The organism is Pseudomonas sp. TWRC1-2 (assembly GCF_049896685.1).
Taxonomy (GTDB): Bacteria; Pseudomonadota; Gammaproteobacteria; order Pseudomonadales; family Pseudomonadaceae; genus Aquipseudomonas.
The window spans coordinates 106,778-123,200 of sequence record NZ_JAFCUU010000006.1; the positions used below are offsets into that span (position 1 = coordinate 106,778).

Below are 16,423 nucleotides of genomic sequence, written 5' to 3' on the forward strand. Positions count from 1 at the left end.
ATTGGCTGAGCAACGCATCGGCCAGAACACGGAAGTCACTTTGCATTTCGCACTGCGCCTGGAGAATGGCGACACGGTCGACAGCACGTTCGACAAAGCCCCGGCGACCTTCAAGGTCGGCGACGGCAACCTGCTGCCGGGTTTTGAAGCGGTGCTGTTCGGTTTCAAGGCCGGTGACAAGCGTACCCTGCAGATCCTGCCGGAAAACGCCTTTGGCCAGCCCAACCCACAAAACGTGCAGATCATCCCGCGTTCGCAGTTCCAGGACATGGACCTGTCGGAAGGCCTGTTGGTGATCTTTAATGATGCGGCGAATACCGAGCTGCCTGGTGTGGTGAAAACCTTCGATGACGTGCAAGTGACCATCGACTTCAACCACCCGTTGGCCGGTAAAACCTTGACGTTTGACGTTGAAATCATCGACGTTAAAGCGCTCTGATCAACGACGCTGGCTCCTGTGGGGGCTGGTTTATGTGGGAGCTGGCTTGCCTGCGATAGCATCACCTCGGTGTACCTGATACACCCAGTCGTCTGCATCGCGGGCAACCCCGGCGCCCACAGGGGCTCACTCCTGTAGAGTTGAGTTGATCCAATTTCTTGCCCTGCAAGACACGAGGCACAGCATGCAAATCAAACTCGCCAACCCCCGTGGCTTCTGCGCCGGTGTGGACCGGGCGATCGAAATCGTCAATCGCGCCCTGGAAGTCTTCGGGCCGCCGATTTACGTGCGTCATGAAGTCGTCCACAACAAATTTGTGGTTGAAGACCTGCGCGCACGCGGTGCCATCTTTGTCGAAGAGCTCGATCAGGTGCCGGACGACGTTATCGTCATCTTCAGCGCGCACGGTGTTTCCCAGGCCGTGCGTACCGAGGCTGCCGGCCGCGGCCTCAAGGTATTCGACGCCACCTGCCCCCTGGTGACCAAGGTGCACATCGAAGTCGCGCGCTACAGCCGTGATGGCCGTGAATGCATCCTGATCGGCCATGCCGGCCACCCGGAAGTCGAAGGCACCATGGGCCAGTACGACGCCAGCAATGGCGGCGCGATTTACCTGGTGGAAGACGAAAAAGACGTTGCCAACTTGCAGGTGCAAAACCCCGAACGGCTGGCCTTTGTCACGCAGACCACCTTGTCGATGGACGATACCAGCCGTGTAATCGATGCCTTGCGCACGCGATTCCCGGCCATTGGTGGCCCGCGCAAAGACGACATCTGCTATGCCACACAAAACCGTCAAGACGCGGTCAAGCAACTGGCCGATGAGTGCGATGTCGTGCTGGTGGTCGGCAGCCCCAACAGCTCCAACTCCAACCGCTTGCGCGAACTGGCCGAGCGCATGGCCACGCCGGCCTACCTGATCGACGGCGCTGAAGACATGCAGCGCAGCTGGTTCGACGGTGTCGAGCGTATCGGCATTACGGCGGGCGCGTCGGCGCCGGAAGTGCTGGTGCGCGGTGTGATCCAGCAACTGCAGGCATGGGGTGCCACCGGTGCCGATGAATTGGCTGGCCGTGAAGAGAACATCACGTTCTCCATGCCCAAGGAGCTGCGGGTTCGCTCGCTGCTCTGAGTGCCAAGGTGCCGGAGTCATTCCGGCATAACGCCTGCTCGGTGGTTTCACTGCGCAGGCTGATGCGCCCGCTGGGGGCAAGTACCACCTGAAACAGGCTTTGCGCCTGATCCGCGTCGCACACGTGCACAGTGCCTGCACGGAACCCTCCCGCTGAAAAAATCGGCTCGCCCAATCCGCTGAAGCGTACCTCGCTCTTCACGGGCCCATTGCCTACGATCGGTACCTGCCCGCTGTCCTGTCGTTCCAGCAGCACCGGATTGTTCTCGTCCAGGTGGCCGCGTCCGCTTTCGTCCAGTATCACTCGCCATCCCTGGCTCCAGTTTTCATCCCGCGCGTGAATGACCACCGCACGATTGCGCGCAATGGCCTCGGTGCGCGCATAGCGCATGCCGCTGGCCAAGGCCTGCGCAGCTGTTTGTCGTTGCTGTGACTCGAGCAAGCCTTTGAAACCGGGTACTGCGAGATTTGCCAGGATGCCGCTTAGCAACAGGGTCAGCAGAAGCTCGACCAGGGTGAATCCGCGTTGCTTCATGTGTCGTCCCTCCATGGACGGGTTCACTGTTTCAGGTGACAGGCATAGGTATAGCCGCCAGTTCCTGGCGTGGAGTGATGGCCTTTATGTCCAAAGTATTTCCCTTTGTTCCGGCAGCAGCGCCAGCCGAAAACCGACGCTAGTCTTGGGCCGCACAGCAGGTTTTTCCTGCTTTTCTCCGGCCTTCGACAGGGATGACGACGGTGATGCTTGTTTGCCCGAACCTAAAATTTGCCTGCGTCTTACCCCGCCACCAATCCGGCATGACGCTGATCGAGGTGCTGGTGGCCGTGCTGATTCTTGCGGTCGGGTTGCTGGGCGCGGCGGTGATCCAGCTCAACGCACTCAAATACACCGACAGCTCAAGGATGATCAGCCAGGCCAGTTTCATTGCCTACGACATGCTCGACCGGGTTCGCGCCAACTCGAGCGTCGACTATTCATGGAGCCGAACCGAAGGCGCGCCGCTCGGTACGGCCAGCGCCAGCGTGCGTGACCTGGACCTGCACGACTTCGAAGCAAATATCGTCGGGTTTGCCGGAGCGAGTGCAAAAGGCTCCGTCGTGGTCAGTGGCAGCGAGGTGACCGTCAGTATCAGTTGGGACGACGCCAGGGGCGCGAACCGCAGCGGCGCACGGGAGACCTTCACCCTCGCCAGTCGCATTGCCAGCGAGTCTGGGGTGGCGAAATGAATCGCTTTGCACGGGGATTCAGCCTGGTGGAGCTGTTGCTGGCGCTGTCTGTCGGGTTGGTGTTGATCCTCGGGGTCAGCCAAGTCGTCATCAGCGTTCGAGCCACCCACGCCAGCCAGCAGGCAGCCATGTTGCTGCAGGATGATGCGCGGTTTGTGCTGGGCAAGATGATTCAGGACATTCGCCATGCGGGTGTGTTTGGCTGCCTGGCGACGGCCTCTATCGATAATGCGCCGGCGGCCTTTGATCGACCGGTCGGCTGGAGCACCTCGGGCAGCTCGAGGTCACTGACGTTAGTCACCGCGGATGCAAGTGGAGAGGGTGGCAGGCCAGACTGGACGGTACTTTCCGACTGCATGACCACGGCCCAGGCCTATGCGGGCAACTCGCCGACGCCCGCGCCTGGCCAGAGCCGGTTTGCGATACGCCAGCTCACCTACACCTTTGAAGCGGGCCAGCTGAAGGTCAGTACACCGGCTGCGCCGGCCAAGGCGGTTCTGGTGGATAACGTACAGGCGTTCGACCTCAGTTTCGGTGTGGCAGCCAAGCCCGGCTCGGCTCGCGTTGCGCGCTATGACCCCACCCCGGCCGACGAATCACTGATACGCAGTGTGCGCATCCGGATGACGCTGCGAGACCCGACGGGGCGCGTTCAGGATCAGGCCTACAGCGTCGTGGCAGCGCTGCGCAACCGGTTGGAGTAGAGCGATCATGCGCAACTTTGACGGCTTCCATCCACGGCAGACGGGCATGGTCCTCTTGATCAGCCTGGTGTTTTTGCTGGTGTTGTCACTGATCGGCCTGGCCTCGATGCAAGGGGCCGTGTCCCAGCAAAGGATTGCCAGCGGCGTCTGGCATCGCAATCAATCATTTCAAAGTGCAGAAAGCGGCCTGAGGTTGGGGGAATCAATGGTCCGGCGCGCGGGGTCGGTGTTGCCGTTATGCCCGTCGATAAGCGCCTGCGCACCGCCACCGGAGTCGTTTTCTGTGGTTGGCACCGGGGAGCGTTCTGTTTCAGCGGTCAGTTGGGTTGCCTTCAAGGGCGGCCTGTACGGCATTCAAGCGCTGGGGCAGGGCACAGGGCTGACGGGTTTACCTCTGCACATATCTGCCAGGTTATACCGCGTGACGGCGGTGGGCTTCAGTGGCCAATCGCGCACCGTTCTGGAGACGGTCTATGCGCAGGTCAACGAAGCAGCAGGGGCGAGATTTCGTCGGATTTTATGGCGGCAACTTCAATAAGGAGCGTATCAATGGGCAAGGATTGCCGGGGTTTTACCTTGATCGAGTTATTGATCGCTGTCGCGATCATCGCGTTTCTGGCCGGGATCGCTTACCCGGCGTATACCGGGCATGTAAAAAAGGCCTATCGCGCAGAAATCGTTGCGTTGTTGTCCGAGCAAGTCCATTACCTGGAGCGCTTTTACACGCGCAACGGCACTTTTATTGATGCAAGCGGCGTCAGTGCGGGCAATGAACGCTATAGAATCGGCGCTGCATTGAACCCTCAGGACTTCACCCTGGTGGCCACGCCTGCCGTCGGCTCAGTCATGGCAGGCGACCCTTGCGCTGAATTCAGCCTGAGCAGCTCCGGCGTGCGCAGCAACCCGGGCGCGGCACCTGGAATGTCGCGCAAGGCGTGCTGGGGGCAATGATGAGAGTGCTGGATGAGTGGGCGCCCGGTGCGCTTTTCCCTTTTTATCGGCTGGATCAAATGATGGCTAAGCAACAGCAAGTGGTGATTGTCGGTGGCGGAGTAATCGGGTTGTTGACGGCGTACAACCTGGCCACCCAAGGGCAGGCCGTCATACTGCTGGAGCGCTCCGGGCTTGGCCAGGAGTCCTCCTGGGCCGGCGGCGGGATCGTGTCGCCGCTGTATCCGTGGCGCTATAGCCTGGCGGTCACCGCGCTGGCGCATTGGTCCCAGGATTTTTATCCGCAATTGGCCGAACGTCTGTTTGCGGCCACGGGTGTTGATCCAGAGGTTCATACCACGGGCCTGTACTGGCTGGACCTGGAAGACGAGGCCCAGGCGTTGGCCTGGGCTGCCCGCGAGGGGCGGCCGCTGAGCAAAGTGGATGTGTCGGCTGCGCACGATGCCGTGCCGGTACTGGGCGGCGGGTATTCCCAGGCGATCTACATGGCGGACGTGGCCAATGTGCGCAACCCGCGCCTGGTCAAATCCCTCAAGGCGGCGCTGTTGGCGCTGCCTGGTGTGACCCTTCATGAGCAGTGCGAAGTGCAGGGGTTTGTACTTGAAGGCGAAGACGTAGTGGGCGTGAATACCGCTGCGGGACCGATTCTTGGCGACCAGATAGTGTTGGCTGCGGGTGCCTGGAGCGGTGAGTTGCTTGGCAAGTTGGGCTTGGCGCTGCCGGTGGAACCGGTCAAAGGCCAAATGATTTTGTACAAATGCGCCTCGGATTTCCTCTCGAGCATGGTCCTGGCCAAGGGGCGTTATGCGATCCCACGGCGTGATGGGCACATTCTGATCGGCAGCACGCTTGAACACGAAGGGTTCGACAAGACCCCGACCGACTCAGCGCTGGAAAGCCTCAAGGCTTCGGCTGTGGAGTTGATTCCTGCCTTGGCGGACGCCGAGGTCGTGGGGCATTGGGCCGGTTTGCGGCCCGGCTCACCGGAAGGTATCCCTTATATCGGTGAAGTCCCGGGCTTCAAAGGGTTGTGGCTCAATTGCGGGCATTACCGCAATGGCTTGGTGCTTGCGCCGGCATCCTGCCAGTTGTTTGCCGACTTGTTGCTGGGGCGTACGCCGATCATTGACCCGGCGCCTTATGCGCCCGCAGGTCGAATCAACGCTGGATAGACTTCGGCCCCTGTTCCAGGTGTGCCTGAGTGCAATACCACTCCTGGCGTGAACTCAGCGCGCGATCCTGCGGCAAGTGCACGCCGCAGTGGGCGCAGCGCACCATCAGGGCTGCGTCAGGCTCGCTGGCGCGTTGCTGCCGGGCGGCCGGGCTTTTGAATTTGCGCCAGAACCATACCGCGGCAGCAATGACGGCAATCCAGAACAGTAGACGAAGCATGATGGGCAGTTTCTCGACAAGGAATGCGCCAGTTTAGCCAAGGTCGTGGCAGGCGCACAGCGCAATAACGCCGGGCAATAAAAAAGGAGCCTCGAAAGGCTCCTTCTTGATGACGCTGGGTGCAATCAGTCGAATACGCCGAACGTCATGTAGCTGAACCACGAACGATCTTCGTTGTTGCCAAGGGCCTGCGGCTCTTGCTCTTCGATCACATCGCCATTCTCGTCATGCGGCTTGAGCTCCGACGGAATTGCTTCCTTGGCGTCCTGGAACTGTTTGATCACGTCCTGGTTGGCGCGGGTTTCGCCCGGCGGCAAGGGTGGACGGGAACTGATCAGGCCCAGGGTGTACTTGCTCAGCCACGAACGGTTGTCTGTTTCGGCAACCCGAGGCACAAACTGGCCGTCTTTCAAGCTTGGCGAGTCTGGGTAGTTGAGCTTCAGGGTTTCCAGGCTGGTGGCTGCCAATGCATCCAGGTGCAACGCCTGGTAAGCCTCGGTCATCACCGCCAGGCCGTCACCCACGGAAGGGGTTTCCTGGAAGTTCTCCACTACATAGCGCCCACGGTTGGCGGCAGCCACGTATGCCTGACGGGTCAGATAGTAGTCAGCCACGTGAATCTCGTAGGAAGCCAGCAGGTTGCGCAGGTAGATCATGCGCTGCTTGGCGTCCGGCGCGTAGCGGCTGTTGGGGTAGCGGCTGGTCAGCTGGGCGAACTCGTTGTAGGAGTCGCGGGCAGCGCCGGGGTCACGCTTGGTCATGTCCAGCGGCAGGAAGCGCGCCAGCAGGCCCACGTCCTGGTCGAACGAGGTCAGGCCCTTCATGTAGTAGGCGTAGTCCACGTTCGGGTGCTGCGGGTGCAGGCGGATAAAACGCTCGGCGGCGGACTTGGCAGCTTCCGGCTCGGCGTTCTTGTAGTTGGCGTAGATCAGCTCGAGCTGTGCCTGGTCGGCGTAGCGCCCGAACGGATAGCGTGACTCCAGGGCCTTCAGCTTGGCTGTGGCACTGGTGTAGCTATTATTGTCCAAGTCTTTTTGAGCTAATTGATACAGCTCGACTTCGCTCAGGTTTTCGTCGACGACTTCCTTTGTTGACGAGCAAGCAGCAGTCATGGCGAGGATGGCGATCAGCAGCAGGTGTTTCACTTGCATGGCGGCTTGCGTCCCTATGACGGCCGCTGTCTTGGGCGGGGCCGTCCTGTTATGATGAGCGCCCCGTTGAAAGCCTCGGGGCAAAAGACGCCGTATTTAACCACAAGCGCGCAGCCGAAACCAAAGGCTGTGCCACGCCTAGTCTGAGCATGTCCGATAAAATTGAACTTCGCGCAGAGGTGCCGTCCGAATTGGGCGGCCAACGCCTCGATCAAGTCGCCGCACAATTATTCGCTGAGCACTCGCGCTCGCGCCTTTCCGCCTGGATCAAAGACGGCCGCCTGACTGTGGATGGAGCGGTTATCCGCCCGCGAGACATAGTCCATGGCGGTGCGATTCTTGAGCTGACTGCCGAGCAGGAAGCCCAGGGAGAATGGGTTGCCCAAGACATCGAGCTGGACATCGTCTATGAAGACGACGACATCCTGGTCATCAATAAACCCGCAGGCCTGGTGGTTCACCCGGCAGCCGGGCACGCTGATGGCACCTTGCTCAATGCCTTGCTGCACCACGTGCCGGACATCATCAATGTCCCGCGCTGCGGCATCGTGCACCGCCTGGACAAGGACACTACCGGCTTGATGGTGGTGGCCAAGACCATCCAGGCCCAGACGCAACTGGTCACACAGTTGCAGAGCCGTAGCGTCAGCCGCATCTACGAGTGCATCGTGATTGGCGTGGTGGTGGCGGGTGGCAAGATCAACGCCCCTATTGGTCGCCACGGCCAGCAGCGTCAGCGTATGGCGGTGATGGAAGGCGGCAAGCAGGCCGTCAGCCACTACCGTGTGCTGGAGCGTTTCCGGTCCCACACTCACGTGCGGGTCAAGCTGGAAACCGGCCGTACGCACCAGATCCGCGTGCACATGGCGCACATTAACTTCCCGTTGGTCGGAGATCCGGCCTACGGCGGTCGCTTCCGTATTCCGCCGGCGGCGAGTCAGACCATGGTTGAATCGCTGAAATCCTTCCCGCGTCAGGCGCTGCATGCACGTTTCCTGGAGCTGGACCATCCGACGAGCGGTAAGCGGATGAGCTGGGAATCGCCTCTTCCAGATGATTTGGTCTGGTTGTTGTCGCTGCTCAAGCAGGATCGCGAGGCGTTTATCGGATGAATGACTGGCTGATTCCTGACTGGCCTGCGCCGGCTCAGGTTAAAGCCTGCGTCACCACCCGTGCGGGCGGCGTCAGTCTGGCGCCGTTCGACAGCCTCAATCTGGGCGATCATGTCGAGGACAGCCTTGAGGCCGTCCTTGAGAATCGCCGTCGTCTGACCGACGCCTTTGATATTCAGCCGGCCTGGCTGCGCCAAGTCCATGGGGTGAGCGTGGTCGAGGCTGACCCCTTGCGCATCGCCGAAGCCGATGGCAGCTGGACCAGCACGCCTGGTATCGCCTGCACATCCATGACTGCCGATTGCCTGCCCGCGTTGTTCTGCAACCGCGCCGGTACTCGCGTGGCGGCCGCCCATGCCGGTTGGCGTGGGCTGGCAGCGGGTGTGCTCGAAGCGGCTTTCGAAAGCCTGGGCTGCGAACCTGCCGATGTATTGGTCTGGCTGGGCCCTGCCATTGGCCCGCAAGCCTTTGAAGTCGGCCCGGAGGTGCGTGAAGCCTTCATGCAGCAGCTGCCGACGACCGCCGAAGCCTTCGTGCCAAGCCACAATCCCGGCAAGTACATGGCCGACATCTACCAGTTGGCGCTCCTGCGGCTCGCCGCACGTGGAATCACCGCTGTCTATGGTGGCGGTTATTGCACCGTGACTGACCCGCGCTTCTTTTCTTACCGTCGCAGCCCTCGCACGGGTCGATTTGCCTCCCTTATCTGGCTTGAGCGCTAGACTCTCTTGACTTGGGTCAACGCTGATCCACATCCACGATAGCCCGCTTGAATCTTGCAGAATCCACCCCATCTATAGGGGTATCTGGCAGGTTTCTTCATTCAGGATGCGTTTTTCGCGAGCAAGCTCGCTCGCACATAGCTCCGGCCTGCTCAAAAGGAAGGTGACTAATGCGTATTGATCGTTTAACCAGCAAATTGCAGTTAGCTCTATCGGACTCCCAATCCTTGGCGGTCGGCCTCGACCATCCGGCCATTGAGCCTGCGCACTTGATGCAGGCGCTTCTGGAACAGCAAGGTGGTTCTATCAAGCCCTTGCTGATGCAGGTGGGCTTTGACGTCAACAGCCTGCGCAAAGAGTTGAGCAAAGAGCTCGACCAACTGCCAAAAATCCAAAACCCTACCGGCGACGTGAACATGTCGCAGGACCTGGCGCGCCTGCTTAACCAGGCAGATCGCCTGGCTCAGCAAAAAGGTGATCAGTTCATCTCCAGCGAACTGGTGCTGCTCGCGGCGATGGACGACAACAGCAAGCTTGGCAAATTGCTGCTGGGCCAGGGCGTGAGCAAAAAGGCCTTGGAAAACGCCATCAACAACCTGCGTGGCGGCGAGGCGGTGAATGACCCCAACCACGAGGAGTCGCGCCAGGCTCTGGACAAATACACGGTCGACCTGACCAAGCGCGCCGAAGAAGGCAAGCTTGACCCGGTGATTGGCCGTGATGACGAAATTCGTCGCACCATCCAGGTGCTGCAACGCCGCACCAAGAACAACCCAGTGCTGATCGGTGAACCTGGCGTGGGTAAAACCGCGATTGCCGAAGGCCTGGCCCAGCGCATCATTAATGGTGAAGTGCCGGACGGTCTTAAAGGCAAGCGTCTGCTGTCTTTGGACATGGGCTCGCTGATCGCCGGCGCCAAGTTCCGTGGCGAGTTCGAAGAGCGCCTGAAATCCCTGCTTAATGAATTGTCGAAGCAGGAAGGGCAGATCATTCTGTTCATCGACGAACTGCACACCATGGTCGGCGCCGGTAAAGGCGAGGGCTCGATGGATGCCGGCAACATGCTCAAGCCCGCATTGGCGCGCGGTGAGCTGCATTGCGTTGGCGCCACCACGCTGAACGAGTATCGCCAGTACATCGAGAAAGACGCAGCCCTTGAGCGTCGTTTCCAGAAAGTGCTGGTGGAAGAACCCAGCGAAGAAGACACCATCGCGATCCTGCGTGGCCTGAAAGAACGCTATGAGGTCCACCACAAGGTGGCGATCACTGACGGCGCGATTATTGCGGCGGCCAAATTGAGCCATCGCTACATCACTGACCGCCAGTTGCCGGACAAGGCCATCGACTTGATCGACGAAGCGGCCAGCCGTATTCGCATGGAGATCGACTCCAAGCCGGAAGTGCTCGACCGTCTGGATCGGCGCCTGATTCAACTGAAGGTTGAGTCCCAGGCCCTGAAGAAAGAAGAAGACGAGGCCGCGAAGAAACGCCTGGAAAAACTCCAGGAAGAAATCGTGCGTCTGGAGCGTGAATATTCAGACCTCGAGGAAATCTGGACCTCGGAAAAAGCCGAGGTCCAGGGTTCTGCGCAGATCCAGCAAAAGATCGAGCAGTCCCGTCAGGAGCTGGAAGCCGCGCGCCGTAAAGGTGACCTGAACCGCATGGCCGAGTTGCAGTATGGGGTGATCCCGGACCTGGAGCGCAGCCTGCAAATGGTCGACCAGCATGGTAAGCCCGAGAACCAATTGTTGCGCAGCAAGGTGACCGAGGAAGAAATCGCCGAAGTCGTTTCGAAGTGGACCGGTATTCCCGTGTCGAAAATGCTCGAAGGCGAGCGCGACAAGTTGCTGAAGATGGAAAGCCTGTTGCACCAGCGCGTCATTGGCCAGGAAGAGGCCGTGGTGGCTGTGTCCAACGCGGTACGGCGTTCCCGGGCCGGCTTGTCCGACCCGAACCGTCCGAGCGGTTCGTTCATGTTCCTCGGCCCGACCGGCGTGGGTAAGACCGAGCTGTGCAAGGCCTTGGCCGAGTTCCTGTTTGATACCGAAGAGGCCATGGTGCGGATCGATATGTCCGAATTCATGGAGAAACACTCGGTGGCTCGCTTGATCGGCGCCCCACCAGGCTACGTGGGCTACGAAGAGGGGGGTTACCTGACCGAAGCCGTGCGTCGCAAGCCTTACTCGGTGATCCTGCTGGACGAGGTCGAGAAGGCCCACCCGGATGTGTTCAACATCTTGCTGCAGGTGCTGGAAGATGGCCGTTTGACGGACAGCCACGGGCGTACCGTGGATTTCCGTAATACGGTGATCGTGATGACCTCCAACCTGGGCTCGGCGCAGATTCAGGAGTTGGTGGGTGATCGCGAGGGCCAGCGCGCTGCGGTGATGGATGCACTGACCACTCATTTCCGTCCGGAATTTATCAACCGGGTCGATGAAGTGGTGATCTTCGAGCCTCTGGCGCGGGATCAGATCGCGGGCATCACCGAGATCCAGTTGGGACGTCTGCGTGGCCGCCTGGCCGAGCGCGAGCTCGACCTGGAGCTGAGCAGCGAGGCGTTGGACAAGCTGATCGCGGTGGGTTACGACCCGGTGTATGGCGCACGGCCACTGAAACGTGCGATCCAGCGCTGGATCGAGAACCCATTGGCGCAGTTGATCCTGTCGGGCAGCTTCATGCCGGGCACCAGCGTCACGGCGACTGTGGAAAACGACGAAATCGTCTTCCACTGAGTCCAGCCTGTATGGCTATAAGAGGAGGCCCCGCATTGCGGGGCCTTTTTTTTCGATAGGGCGTTGAACTGTAAGGCAAAGGCTTGTAAAGTGCGCCCCGCAGCAACGTCAGCCCACGGGTTTCTTCTCCCCAAGAAGAAATCAGAAAGAAGCGCAAATCATTGTCTTAAAAGCAATTTAAAGGGTTGACAGGGGTTTTTAAGATTGTAGAATAGCGCGCCTCAGAGACATGAACGTAGCGATACGGACAAGCCGAAGAGAACGTTTCAACGCAGTAAAGTTACACATTTGAAATATGCAGTTCCGTGATAGCTCAGTCGGTAGAGCAAATGACTGTTAATCATTGGGTCCCAGGTTCGAGTCCTGGTCACGGAGCCAATTTCAAAACCGGGGTATAGCGCAGTCCGGTAGCGCGCCTGCTTTGGGAGCAGGATGTCAGGAGTTCGAATCCCCTTACCCCGACCATTTTTGGGTCGTTAGCTCAGTTGGTAGAGCAGTTGGCTTTTAACCAATTGGTCGTAGGTTCGAATCCCACACGACCCACCATTTTTGAGACCAGTTAACGCTGGAATCAGATCTTAAGATCAGAGGTCAAAAGCCCTGGTCGCAGAAGGCGACTGAGAGGTCGCCTTTTTTTTACCGGGGTATAGCGCAGTCCGGTAGCGCGCCTGCTTTGGGAGCAGGATGTCAGGAGTTCGAATCCCCTTACCCCGACCATATTAAAAATCCTCGTATCGAAAGATACGGGGGTTTTTTTTGCCTGTTGTTTGGCCTCACTTGTGCGAATTCCAAACAGATATTGTGCTGATGGGTGCGTTGGTGCACTGGTCGCGGCCTCCTAGACTGGGCCTCGTCCATTCACTCGCCTCAAGGAATCTGCATGATGACCCTCACTCCAGCCGTTCACCCTGTCCGTCCGTTTTCTGCCCTACTCAAGTCCACGCTTGTTGGCCTCGGTATGATGGTGGGCCTCGGCCATTACGCTGTCGCCGCCGAAACAGCCACACACCCGCAGCCGACCATTCGCGCGATGTTGGGGGCGAAGCCGACCGACCGTCTTGACCCGAAAACCACCGCGTTGGTGGTCATCGACTTCCAGAATGAATACTTCACCGGCCGCATGCCGATCCCTGACGGCATGAAAGCCCTGGAAAACACCCAGCGTCTGATCAAGTTTGCCGACAAGGAAAACATCCAAGTCATTCACGTGCAGCACATCGCCCCGGACGACGCGGCGGTCTTCGCCAAGAATGGCAAGACCGTCGATTTTCACCCGCTGATGAAGCCACGTGCACAAGACACGCTTGTGCAGAAGACCACGGTCAGCGTGTTTGCCAGCACCGACCTGGATGCGCAACTGAAGAAAGCCGGCGTCAAAACCCTGATTATCAGTGGCCTGATGACTCACGCCTGTGTCGCTGGCGCCGCCCGTGACGCCGCGCCGTTGGGCTATGACGTTGTGGTAGCATCCGATGCCAGTGCCACACGGGCTATTACCCGCGCCGATGGCCGTTCGGTAACCAAGGATGAGTTGCACAACTCGGCACTGGCTGAAATCGAAGACACCTTCGGTTCGGTGCTGACCACCTCGCAAATTATCGCTTTGCCGGTTAACTGATTCCCCTGACCAGCTTGGGATCGCCTGCTTCATGAACCAGTTATCTGCCATGCGCGCCTTTCGGTGCATCGTCGAAGCCAAGGGTTTTTCTGCAGCCGCAGAGCGCCTGGAGACCACGCATTCGACGATATCCCGGCAATTGCAGCAATTGGAGATTGAGCTGGGCGCCCAACTGATCAACCGCAACACGCGACGCTTCAGTCTGACGGGTGCCGGGGAGCAGTACTACGCAGCGTGCGTGGATATCCTTGATCGTCTCGACGCCGCATCCCAGGCCATCGCCCACGGGCACCAACGCCCCGAGGGCCTGCTGAGAGTCAGTGTGCCGCTGGTGGTGGGCACACTGGATCTGCCGCACTGGCTACCGGGTTTTCAACGACGCTATCCGGATATTGAGCCGCAGCTGTGCTGTGATGATCAGTTCGTCGACCTGGTGGCCGACGGGTTTGATGTCGCGATACGCATTGCCAGCGCCCTGGCGGATACGTCATTGATTGCCCGCACGTTGACGATTTCCAGCCAGGTTCTGGTCGCGTCGCCGAGCTACATCGGCCGCCATGGGTTGCCCCGTTCGGCGCAGGAGCTCGACAACCATCACTTGCTGACTTTCATTGGTGCGTCGTCGGATTGGCAACTGAGCGCGGCGCGTGGCGCGGTGGTTACGGTCACCCCATCGGGGCGGTTCAGCACCAACACCATTAGCGCGTTGCACGCGGCCACGTTGGCGGGGGCGGGCATTGCGTGTTTCACCCAGGCCACAGTGCACAGCGACTTGGCGCACGGTCAGCTTGTGCGAATTCTGCCCAATTATTCATTGGGCGAGCGGCACTATTACGCCCTTTATCCACAGTCCCGGCACCTGGCGCCGAAGGTGCGGGCGTTTGTCGACTATATGGCTGAGTTCTACCAGCAGCTCTAGCCCAATAAAAAATCCCCCTATCGTGTGATAGGGGGATTTTTTTGCTGCCGTTCAGTCAATCAGTGCAGCTTGAGCCTTGGTTCGGTCCCGCGCCCGATCTTGCTGCCGAGCATCAGCATGGCCGTGCGGAAGAAACCGTACAACGCCATCTGGTGCATGCGGTACAGCGATACATAGAACATCCGCGCCAGCCAGCCTTCCAGCATCACGCTGCCGGTCAGGTTGCCCATCAAGTTACCCACCGCCGAGAAACGTGACAGCGAGATCAGCGAGCCGTAGTCGGTGTACTTGTAGGACGGCAGGTCCTTGCCTTCAATCCGCAGTTTCAGCGACTTGGCCAGCAACGAAGCCTGCTGGTGAGCGGCCTGTGCGCGGGGCGGTACATTGCGGTCGGTGCCTGGTTGCGGGCAGGCGGCGCAGTCGCCGAAGGCGAAGATATTTTCGTCGCGGGTAGTCTGCAGTGTCGGCAACACCTGCAATTGGTTGATGCGGTTGGTTTCCAGGCCGTCGATGTCCTTGAGGAAGCCTGGCGCGCGAATCCCGGCGGCCCACACCTTCAAGCTGGCCGGAATGACCTGGCCGCTGCTGGTGATCAGTGCGTCGGCCGTCACTTCGCTGACCGCCGAATTGGTCAGCACCGTGACCCCGAGTTTCTCCAGGGTTTTATGCACCGGCCCGCCAATTCGTTCCGGCAGCGCAGGCAATACCCGTGGGCCGGCTTCGATAAGGGTGATGTGCATGTTTTCCGGTTTGATCTTGTCCAGGCCGTACGCTGCCAGCTCGTGGGCGGCGTTATGCAGCTCGGCGGCCAGCTCAACGCCGGTGGCGCCAGCGCCGACGATGGCGACGCTGATCTGTTCAATGGTATCGGTCTGCCCGGCATGGGCGCGCAGGTAGTGGTTGAGCAACTGCTGGTGGAAACGCTCGGCCTGTTTGCGTGTGTCCAGGAACAGGCAGTGTTGCGCTGCGCCCTCGGTGCCGAAGTCATTGGTGGTGCTGCCGACTGCGATCACCAGGCTGTCATAGCCCAGCACGCGCGCAGGCACCAGTTCGCGGCCTTCTTCGTCAAGGGTGGCGGCCAGCTGAATTTTTTTCTGTTCACGGTCAAGCCCGCTCATGCGCCCCAGCTGAAACTCGAAGTGGTTCCATTTGGCTTGGGCGACATAATTGAGTTCGTCTTCCGAAGAGTTCAGCGAGCCGGCAGCCACTTCGTGCAGCAAAGGCTTCCAGATATGGGTCAGGTTGGTGTCCACCAGCGTGATGTTGGCGGTGCCGCGCTTGCCCAGAGTCTTACCCAGGCGGGTAGCCAACTCCAGGCCGCCGGCGCCGCCGCCGACGATAATAATACGATGGGTCATGGGGATATCTCGCAAGGCTAAAAGAAATCGGAGCAGTTACCCTCGCGAGCGCCAGGCAGCTCATAGCGTCAGGTAACTCAAAAGGCGGCTCAGCAGACCGAGCCCGATCACCGCCACCAGCACCACACCAAGGAGCAGCCACGGCCGGAAAGGCTTGCGCTCGACTCGGTTCTGGGAGAGTTGCAGGTACTCTTCGACATGCTGTTGGTCATCGGGGTTCAGGCGGCTGGTCATAAAGGCCTCGTCAGGTAGACGTTGCAAAAGGGCGCCACGTTACAGTCAGGAGATTGGCGGTATCGCCACAAGCGTAGCCTGTGCCTGCGTCACAGGCTGATGCCCACGTCGAATACTATGCTGCGGCCCAAGTTGTTGCGCAAGAAATCCGGGGCATCAGGATGGGCGAACAGCACGCGGGCAAAGGTCGGCCCGACCAGCGACAGCGAGCGCCAGCCCTGGCGCAGGTATTCGGTGGGAGGCGGGAAATGGCTGTTGAGGTCCAGCACTTCGCGCTTGAGACTGGCGAAGGCGATGAGGTCCAGCTCGCCCAGGTCAATGCCACGTTCTTTGTAGTTGTGCGCTTTTTTGCGCAGCGTCGGCGCCAGGCGCAACAGGAACTCATGGGCGGGGATACGCCGCGGCTTGGCTTCGCGCCGGACCAACTGGCTCAGGGAAAACGCGCTGCGTCGGCGCAGCAACTCGTCGCGCCATTCGTCGTTCAGGCGTCGGCCTTCATCCAGTACAAAAAACACCTCGAAACTGGCGTCGCGAAACAACACATCCGGCGGTTCTTGACCGGCGGCATGAAACTCCTCGGCCCGGTAGGGCACATTCAAGCCTTGCAGCAGGCGCTGGCAGACCCAACGCTCACGCTCCCATTTGCGGGCATTGGACAGGAACGCATTGGCTTGTTCGGCCGCTACGGTGAGCAGGCGCAAGTAATCTGAGTCATCCATATTTGCAGCT

At 59.8% G+C, this 16,423-nt stretch carries 18 protein-coding genes and 4 tRNA genes; 16 read left to right on the forward strand and 6 right to left on the reverse strand.

The genetic code is table 11. From position 1 onward, the window contains the following. Position 1 precedes the first annotated feature (1 nt). Positions 2–439, forward strand: coding sequence for an FKBP-type peptidyl-prolyl cis-trans isomerase (locus tag ACP7B3_RS18325; protein WP_426180454.1), 438 nt, complete (start codon positions 2–4; stop codon positions 437–439). 184 nt (positions 440–623) lie between these two features. Next, the gene (gene ispH / locus ACP7B3_RS18330; RefSeq protein ID WP_083360219.1) at positions 624–1,571 is read left to right on the forward strand and encodes a 4-hydroxy-3-methylbut-2-enyl diphosphate reductase; all 948 of its coding nucleotides are present in this window, start codon (positions 624–626) and stop codon (positions 1,569–1,571) included. On the opposite strand, the gene ACP7B3_RS18335 is transcribed toward ispH, so the two are convergent. Next, on the reverse strand, positions 1,525–2,106 hold the full coding sequence (locus ACP7B3_RS18335) for a GspH/FimT family pseudopilin (protein ID WP_416364411.1): 582 nt from the start codon (positions 2,104–2,106) through the stop codon (positions 1,525–1,527). The two genes, ispH and ACP7B3_RS18335, sit on opposite strands and share 47 nt — an antisense overlap. A gap of 206 nt (positions 2,107–2,312) precedes the next feature. On the opposite strand from ACP7B3_RS18335, the gene pilV reads away from it, so the two are divergent. The 5 genes from pilV to thiO all read left to right on the forward strand — a co-directional run bounded on the left by pilV (position 2,313) and on the right by thiO (position 5,625). Further along, positions 2,313–2,798, forward strand: coding sequence for a type IV pilus modification protein PilV (gene pilV, locus ACP7B3_RS18340; protein WP_426180061.1), 486 nt, complete (start codon positions 2,313–2,315; stop codon positions 2,796–2,798). Continuing rightward, complete coding sequence (locus tag ACP7B3_RS18345) at positions 2,795–3,502, forward strand: PilW family protein (protein WP_426180064.1); 708 nt, start codon at positions 2,795–2,797, stop codon at positions 3,500–3,502. The genes pilV and ACP7B3_RS18345 overlap by 4 nt, the downstream gene beginning before the upstream one ends. Before the next feature lie 7 nt (positions 3,503–3,509). Then, complete coding sequence (locus ACP7B3_RS18350) at positions 3,510–4,040, forward strand: pilus assembly PilX family protein (protein ID WP_426180067.1); 531 nt, start codon at positions 3,510–3,512, stop codon at positions 4,038–4,040. 11 nt (positions 4,041–4,051) lie between these two features. Beyond that, a complete protein-coding gene (locus tag ACP7B3_RS18355; protein ID WP_426180070.1) occupies positions 4,052–4,453 on the forward strand; it encodes a type IV pilin protein in 402 nt (133 codons plus the stop codon). 62 nt (positions 4,454–4,515) lie between these two features. Then, positions 4,516–5,625, forward strand: coding sequence for a glycine oxidase ThiO (gene thiO / locus ACP7B3_RS18360; RefSeq protein WP_426180072.1), 1,110 nt, complete (start codon positions 4,516–4,518; stop codon positions 5,623–5,625). On the opposite strand, the gene ACP7B3_RS18365 is transcribed toward thiO, so the two are convergent. Together ACP7B3_RS18365 and ACP7B3_RS18370 are read right to left on the reverse strand one after the other, a co-directional pair. Beyond that, a complete protein-coding gene (locus ACP7B3_RS18365; RefSeq protein ID WP_092240641.1) occupies positions 5,612–5,845 on the reverse strand; it encodes a PP0621 family protein in 234 nt (77 codons plus the stop codon). The genes thiO and ACP7B3_RS18365 overlap by 14 nt on opposite strands. A gap of 125 nt (positions 5,846–5,970) precedes the next feature. Next, on the reverse strand, positions 5,971–6,996 hold the full coding sequence (locus ACP7B3_RS18370; RefSeq protein WP_106578596.1) for an outer membrane protein assembly factor BamD: 1,026 nt from the start codon (positions 6,994–6,996) through the stop codon (positions 5,971–5,973). Between the two features lie 149 nt (positions 6,997–7,145). Between ACP7B3_RS18370 and rluD the strand changes: the two genes are divergently transcribed. The 9 genes from rluD (at position 7,146) to ACP7B3_RS18415 (ending at position 14,102) form a co-directional block, all read left to right on the forward strand. Further along, positions 7,146–8,108, forward strand: a complete 963-nt coding sequence (gene rluD, locus ACP7B3_RS18375; RefSeq protein ID WP_005784662.1) for a 23S rRNA pseudouridine(1911/1915/1917) synthase RluD — start codon at positions 7,146–7,148, stop codon at positions 8,106–8,108. After that, positions 8,105–8,830 (forward strand): peptidoglycan editing factor PgeF, encoded by a 726-nt coding sequence (gene pgeF / locus ACP7B3_RS18380; protein WP_426180077.1) that lies wholly within the window; start codon positions 8,105–8,107, stop codon positions 8,828–8,830. Before rluD ends, pgeF begins: the two co-directional genes overlap by 4 nt. A 170-nt stretch (positions 8,831–9,000) precedes the next feature. Next, entirely contained in the window at positions 9,001–11,565 is a 2,565-nt protein-coding gene (clpB, locus tag ACP7B3_RS18385; protein ID WP_242194788.1) for an ATP-dependent chaperone ClpB, read from the forward strand. 302 nt (positions 11,566–11,867) lie between these two features. Next, a tRNA-Asn gene (locus ACP7B3_RS18390) sits at positions 11,868–11,943 on the forward strand. Between the two features lie 10 nt (positions 11,944–11,953). Further along, positions 11,954–12,030: transfer RNA gene (locus ACP7B3_RS18395), tRNA-Pro, on the forward strand. Between the two features lie 5 nt (positions 12,031–12,035). Beyond that, positions 12,036–12,111, forward strand: a tRNA-Lys gene (locus tag ACP7B3_RS18400). Between the two features lie 94 nt (positions 12,112–12,205). Beyond that, positions 12,206–12,282: transfer RNA gene (locus ACP7B3_RS18405), tRNA-Pro, on the forward strand. A 157-nt stretch (positions 12,283–12,439) separates the two neighbouring features. Beyond that, positions 12,440–13,183 (forward strand): cysteine hydrolase family protein, encoded by a 744-nt coding sequence (locus ACP7B3_RS18410; protein WP_426180456.1) that lies wholly within the window; start codon positions 12,440–12,442, stop codon positions 13,181–13,183. Positions 13,184–13,214: 31 nt separating this feature from the next. After that, positions 13,215–14,102 (forward strand): LysR family transcriptional regulator, encoded by an 888-nt coding sequence (locus tag ACP7B3_RS18415; RefSeq protein ID WP_426180079.1) that lies wholly within the window; start codon positions 13,215–13,217, stop codon positions 14,100–14,102. A gap of 59 nt (positions 14,103–14,161) precedes the next feature. On the opposite strand, the gene ACP7B3_RS18420 is transcribed toward ACP7B3_RS18415, so the two are convergent. From ACP7B3_RS18420 to ACP7B3_RS18430, 3 genes are all read right to left on the reverse strand, one after another. Next, entirely contained in the window at positions 14,162–15,460 is a 1,299-nt protein-coding gene (locus tag ACP7B3_RS18420; protein ID WP_145165303.1) for an NAD(P)/FAD-dependent oxidoreductase, read from the reverse strand. A gap of 60 nt (positions 15,461–15,520) precedes the next feature. Then, positions 15,521–15,694 carry a DUF3094 family protein gene (locus ACP7B3_RS18425; protein WP_064450648.1) on the reverse strand — a complete coding sequence of 58 codons (174 nt, stop codon included), beginning with the start codon at positions 15,692–15,694 and terminating at the stop codon, positions 15,521–15,523. Positions 15,695–15,783: 89 nt separating this feature from the next. Beyond that, a complete protein-coding gene (locus tag ACP7B3_RS18430; protein WP_145165302.1) occupies positions 15,784–16,413 on the reverse strand; it encodes a DUF1780 domain-containing protein in 630 nt (209 codons plus the stop codon). Positions 16,414–16,423 lie beyond the last annotated feature (10 nt).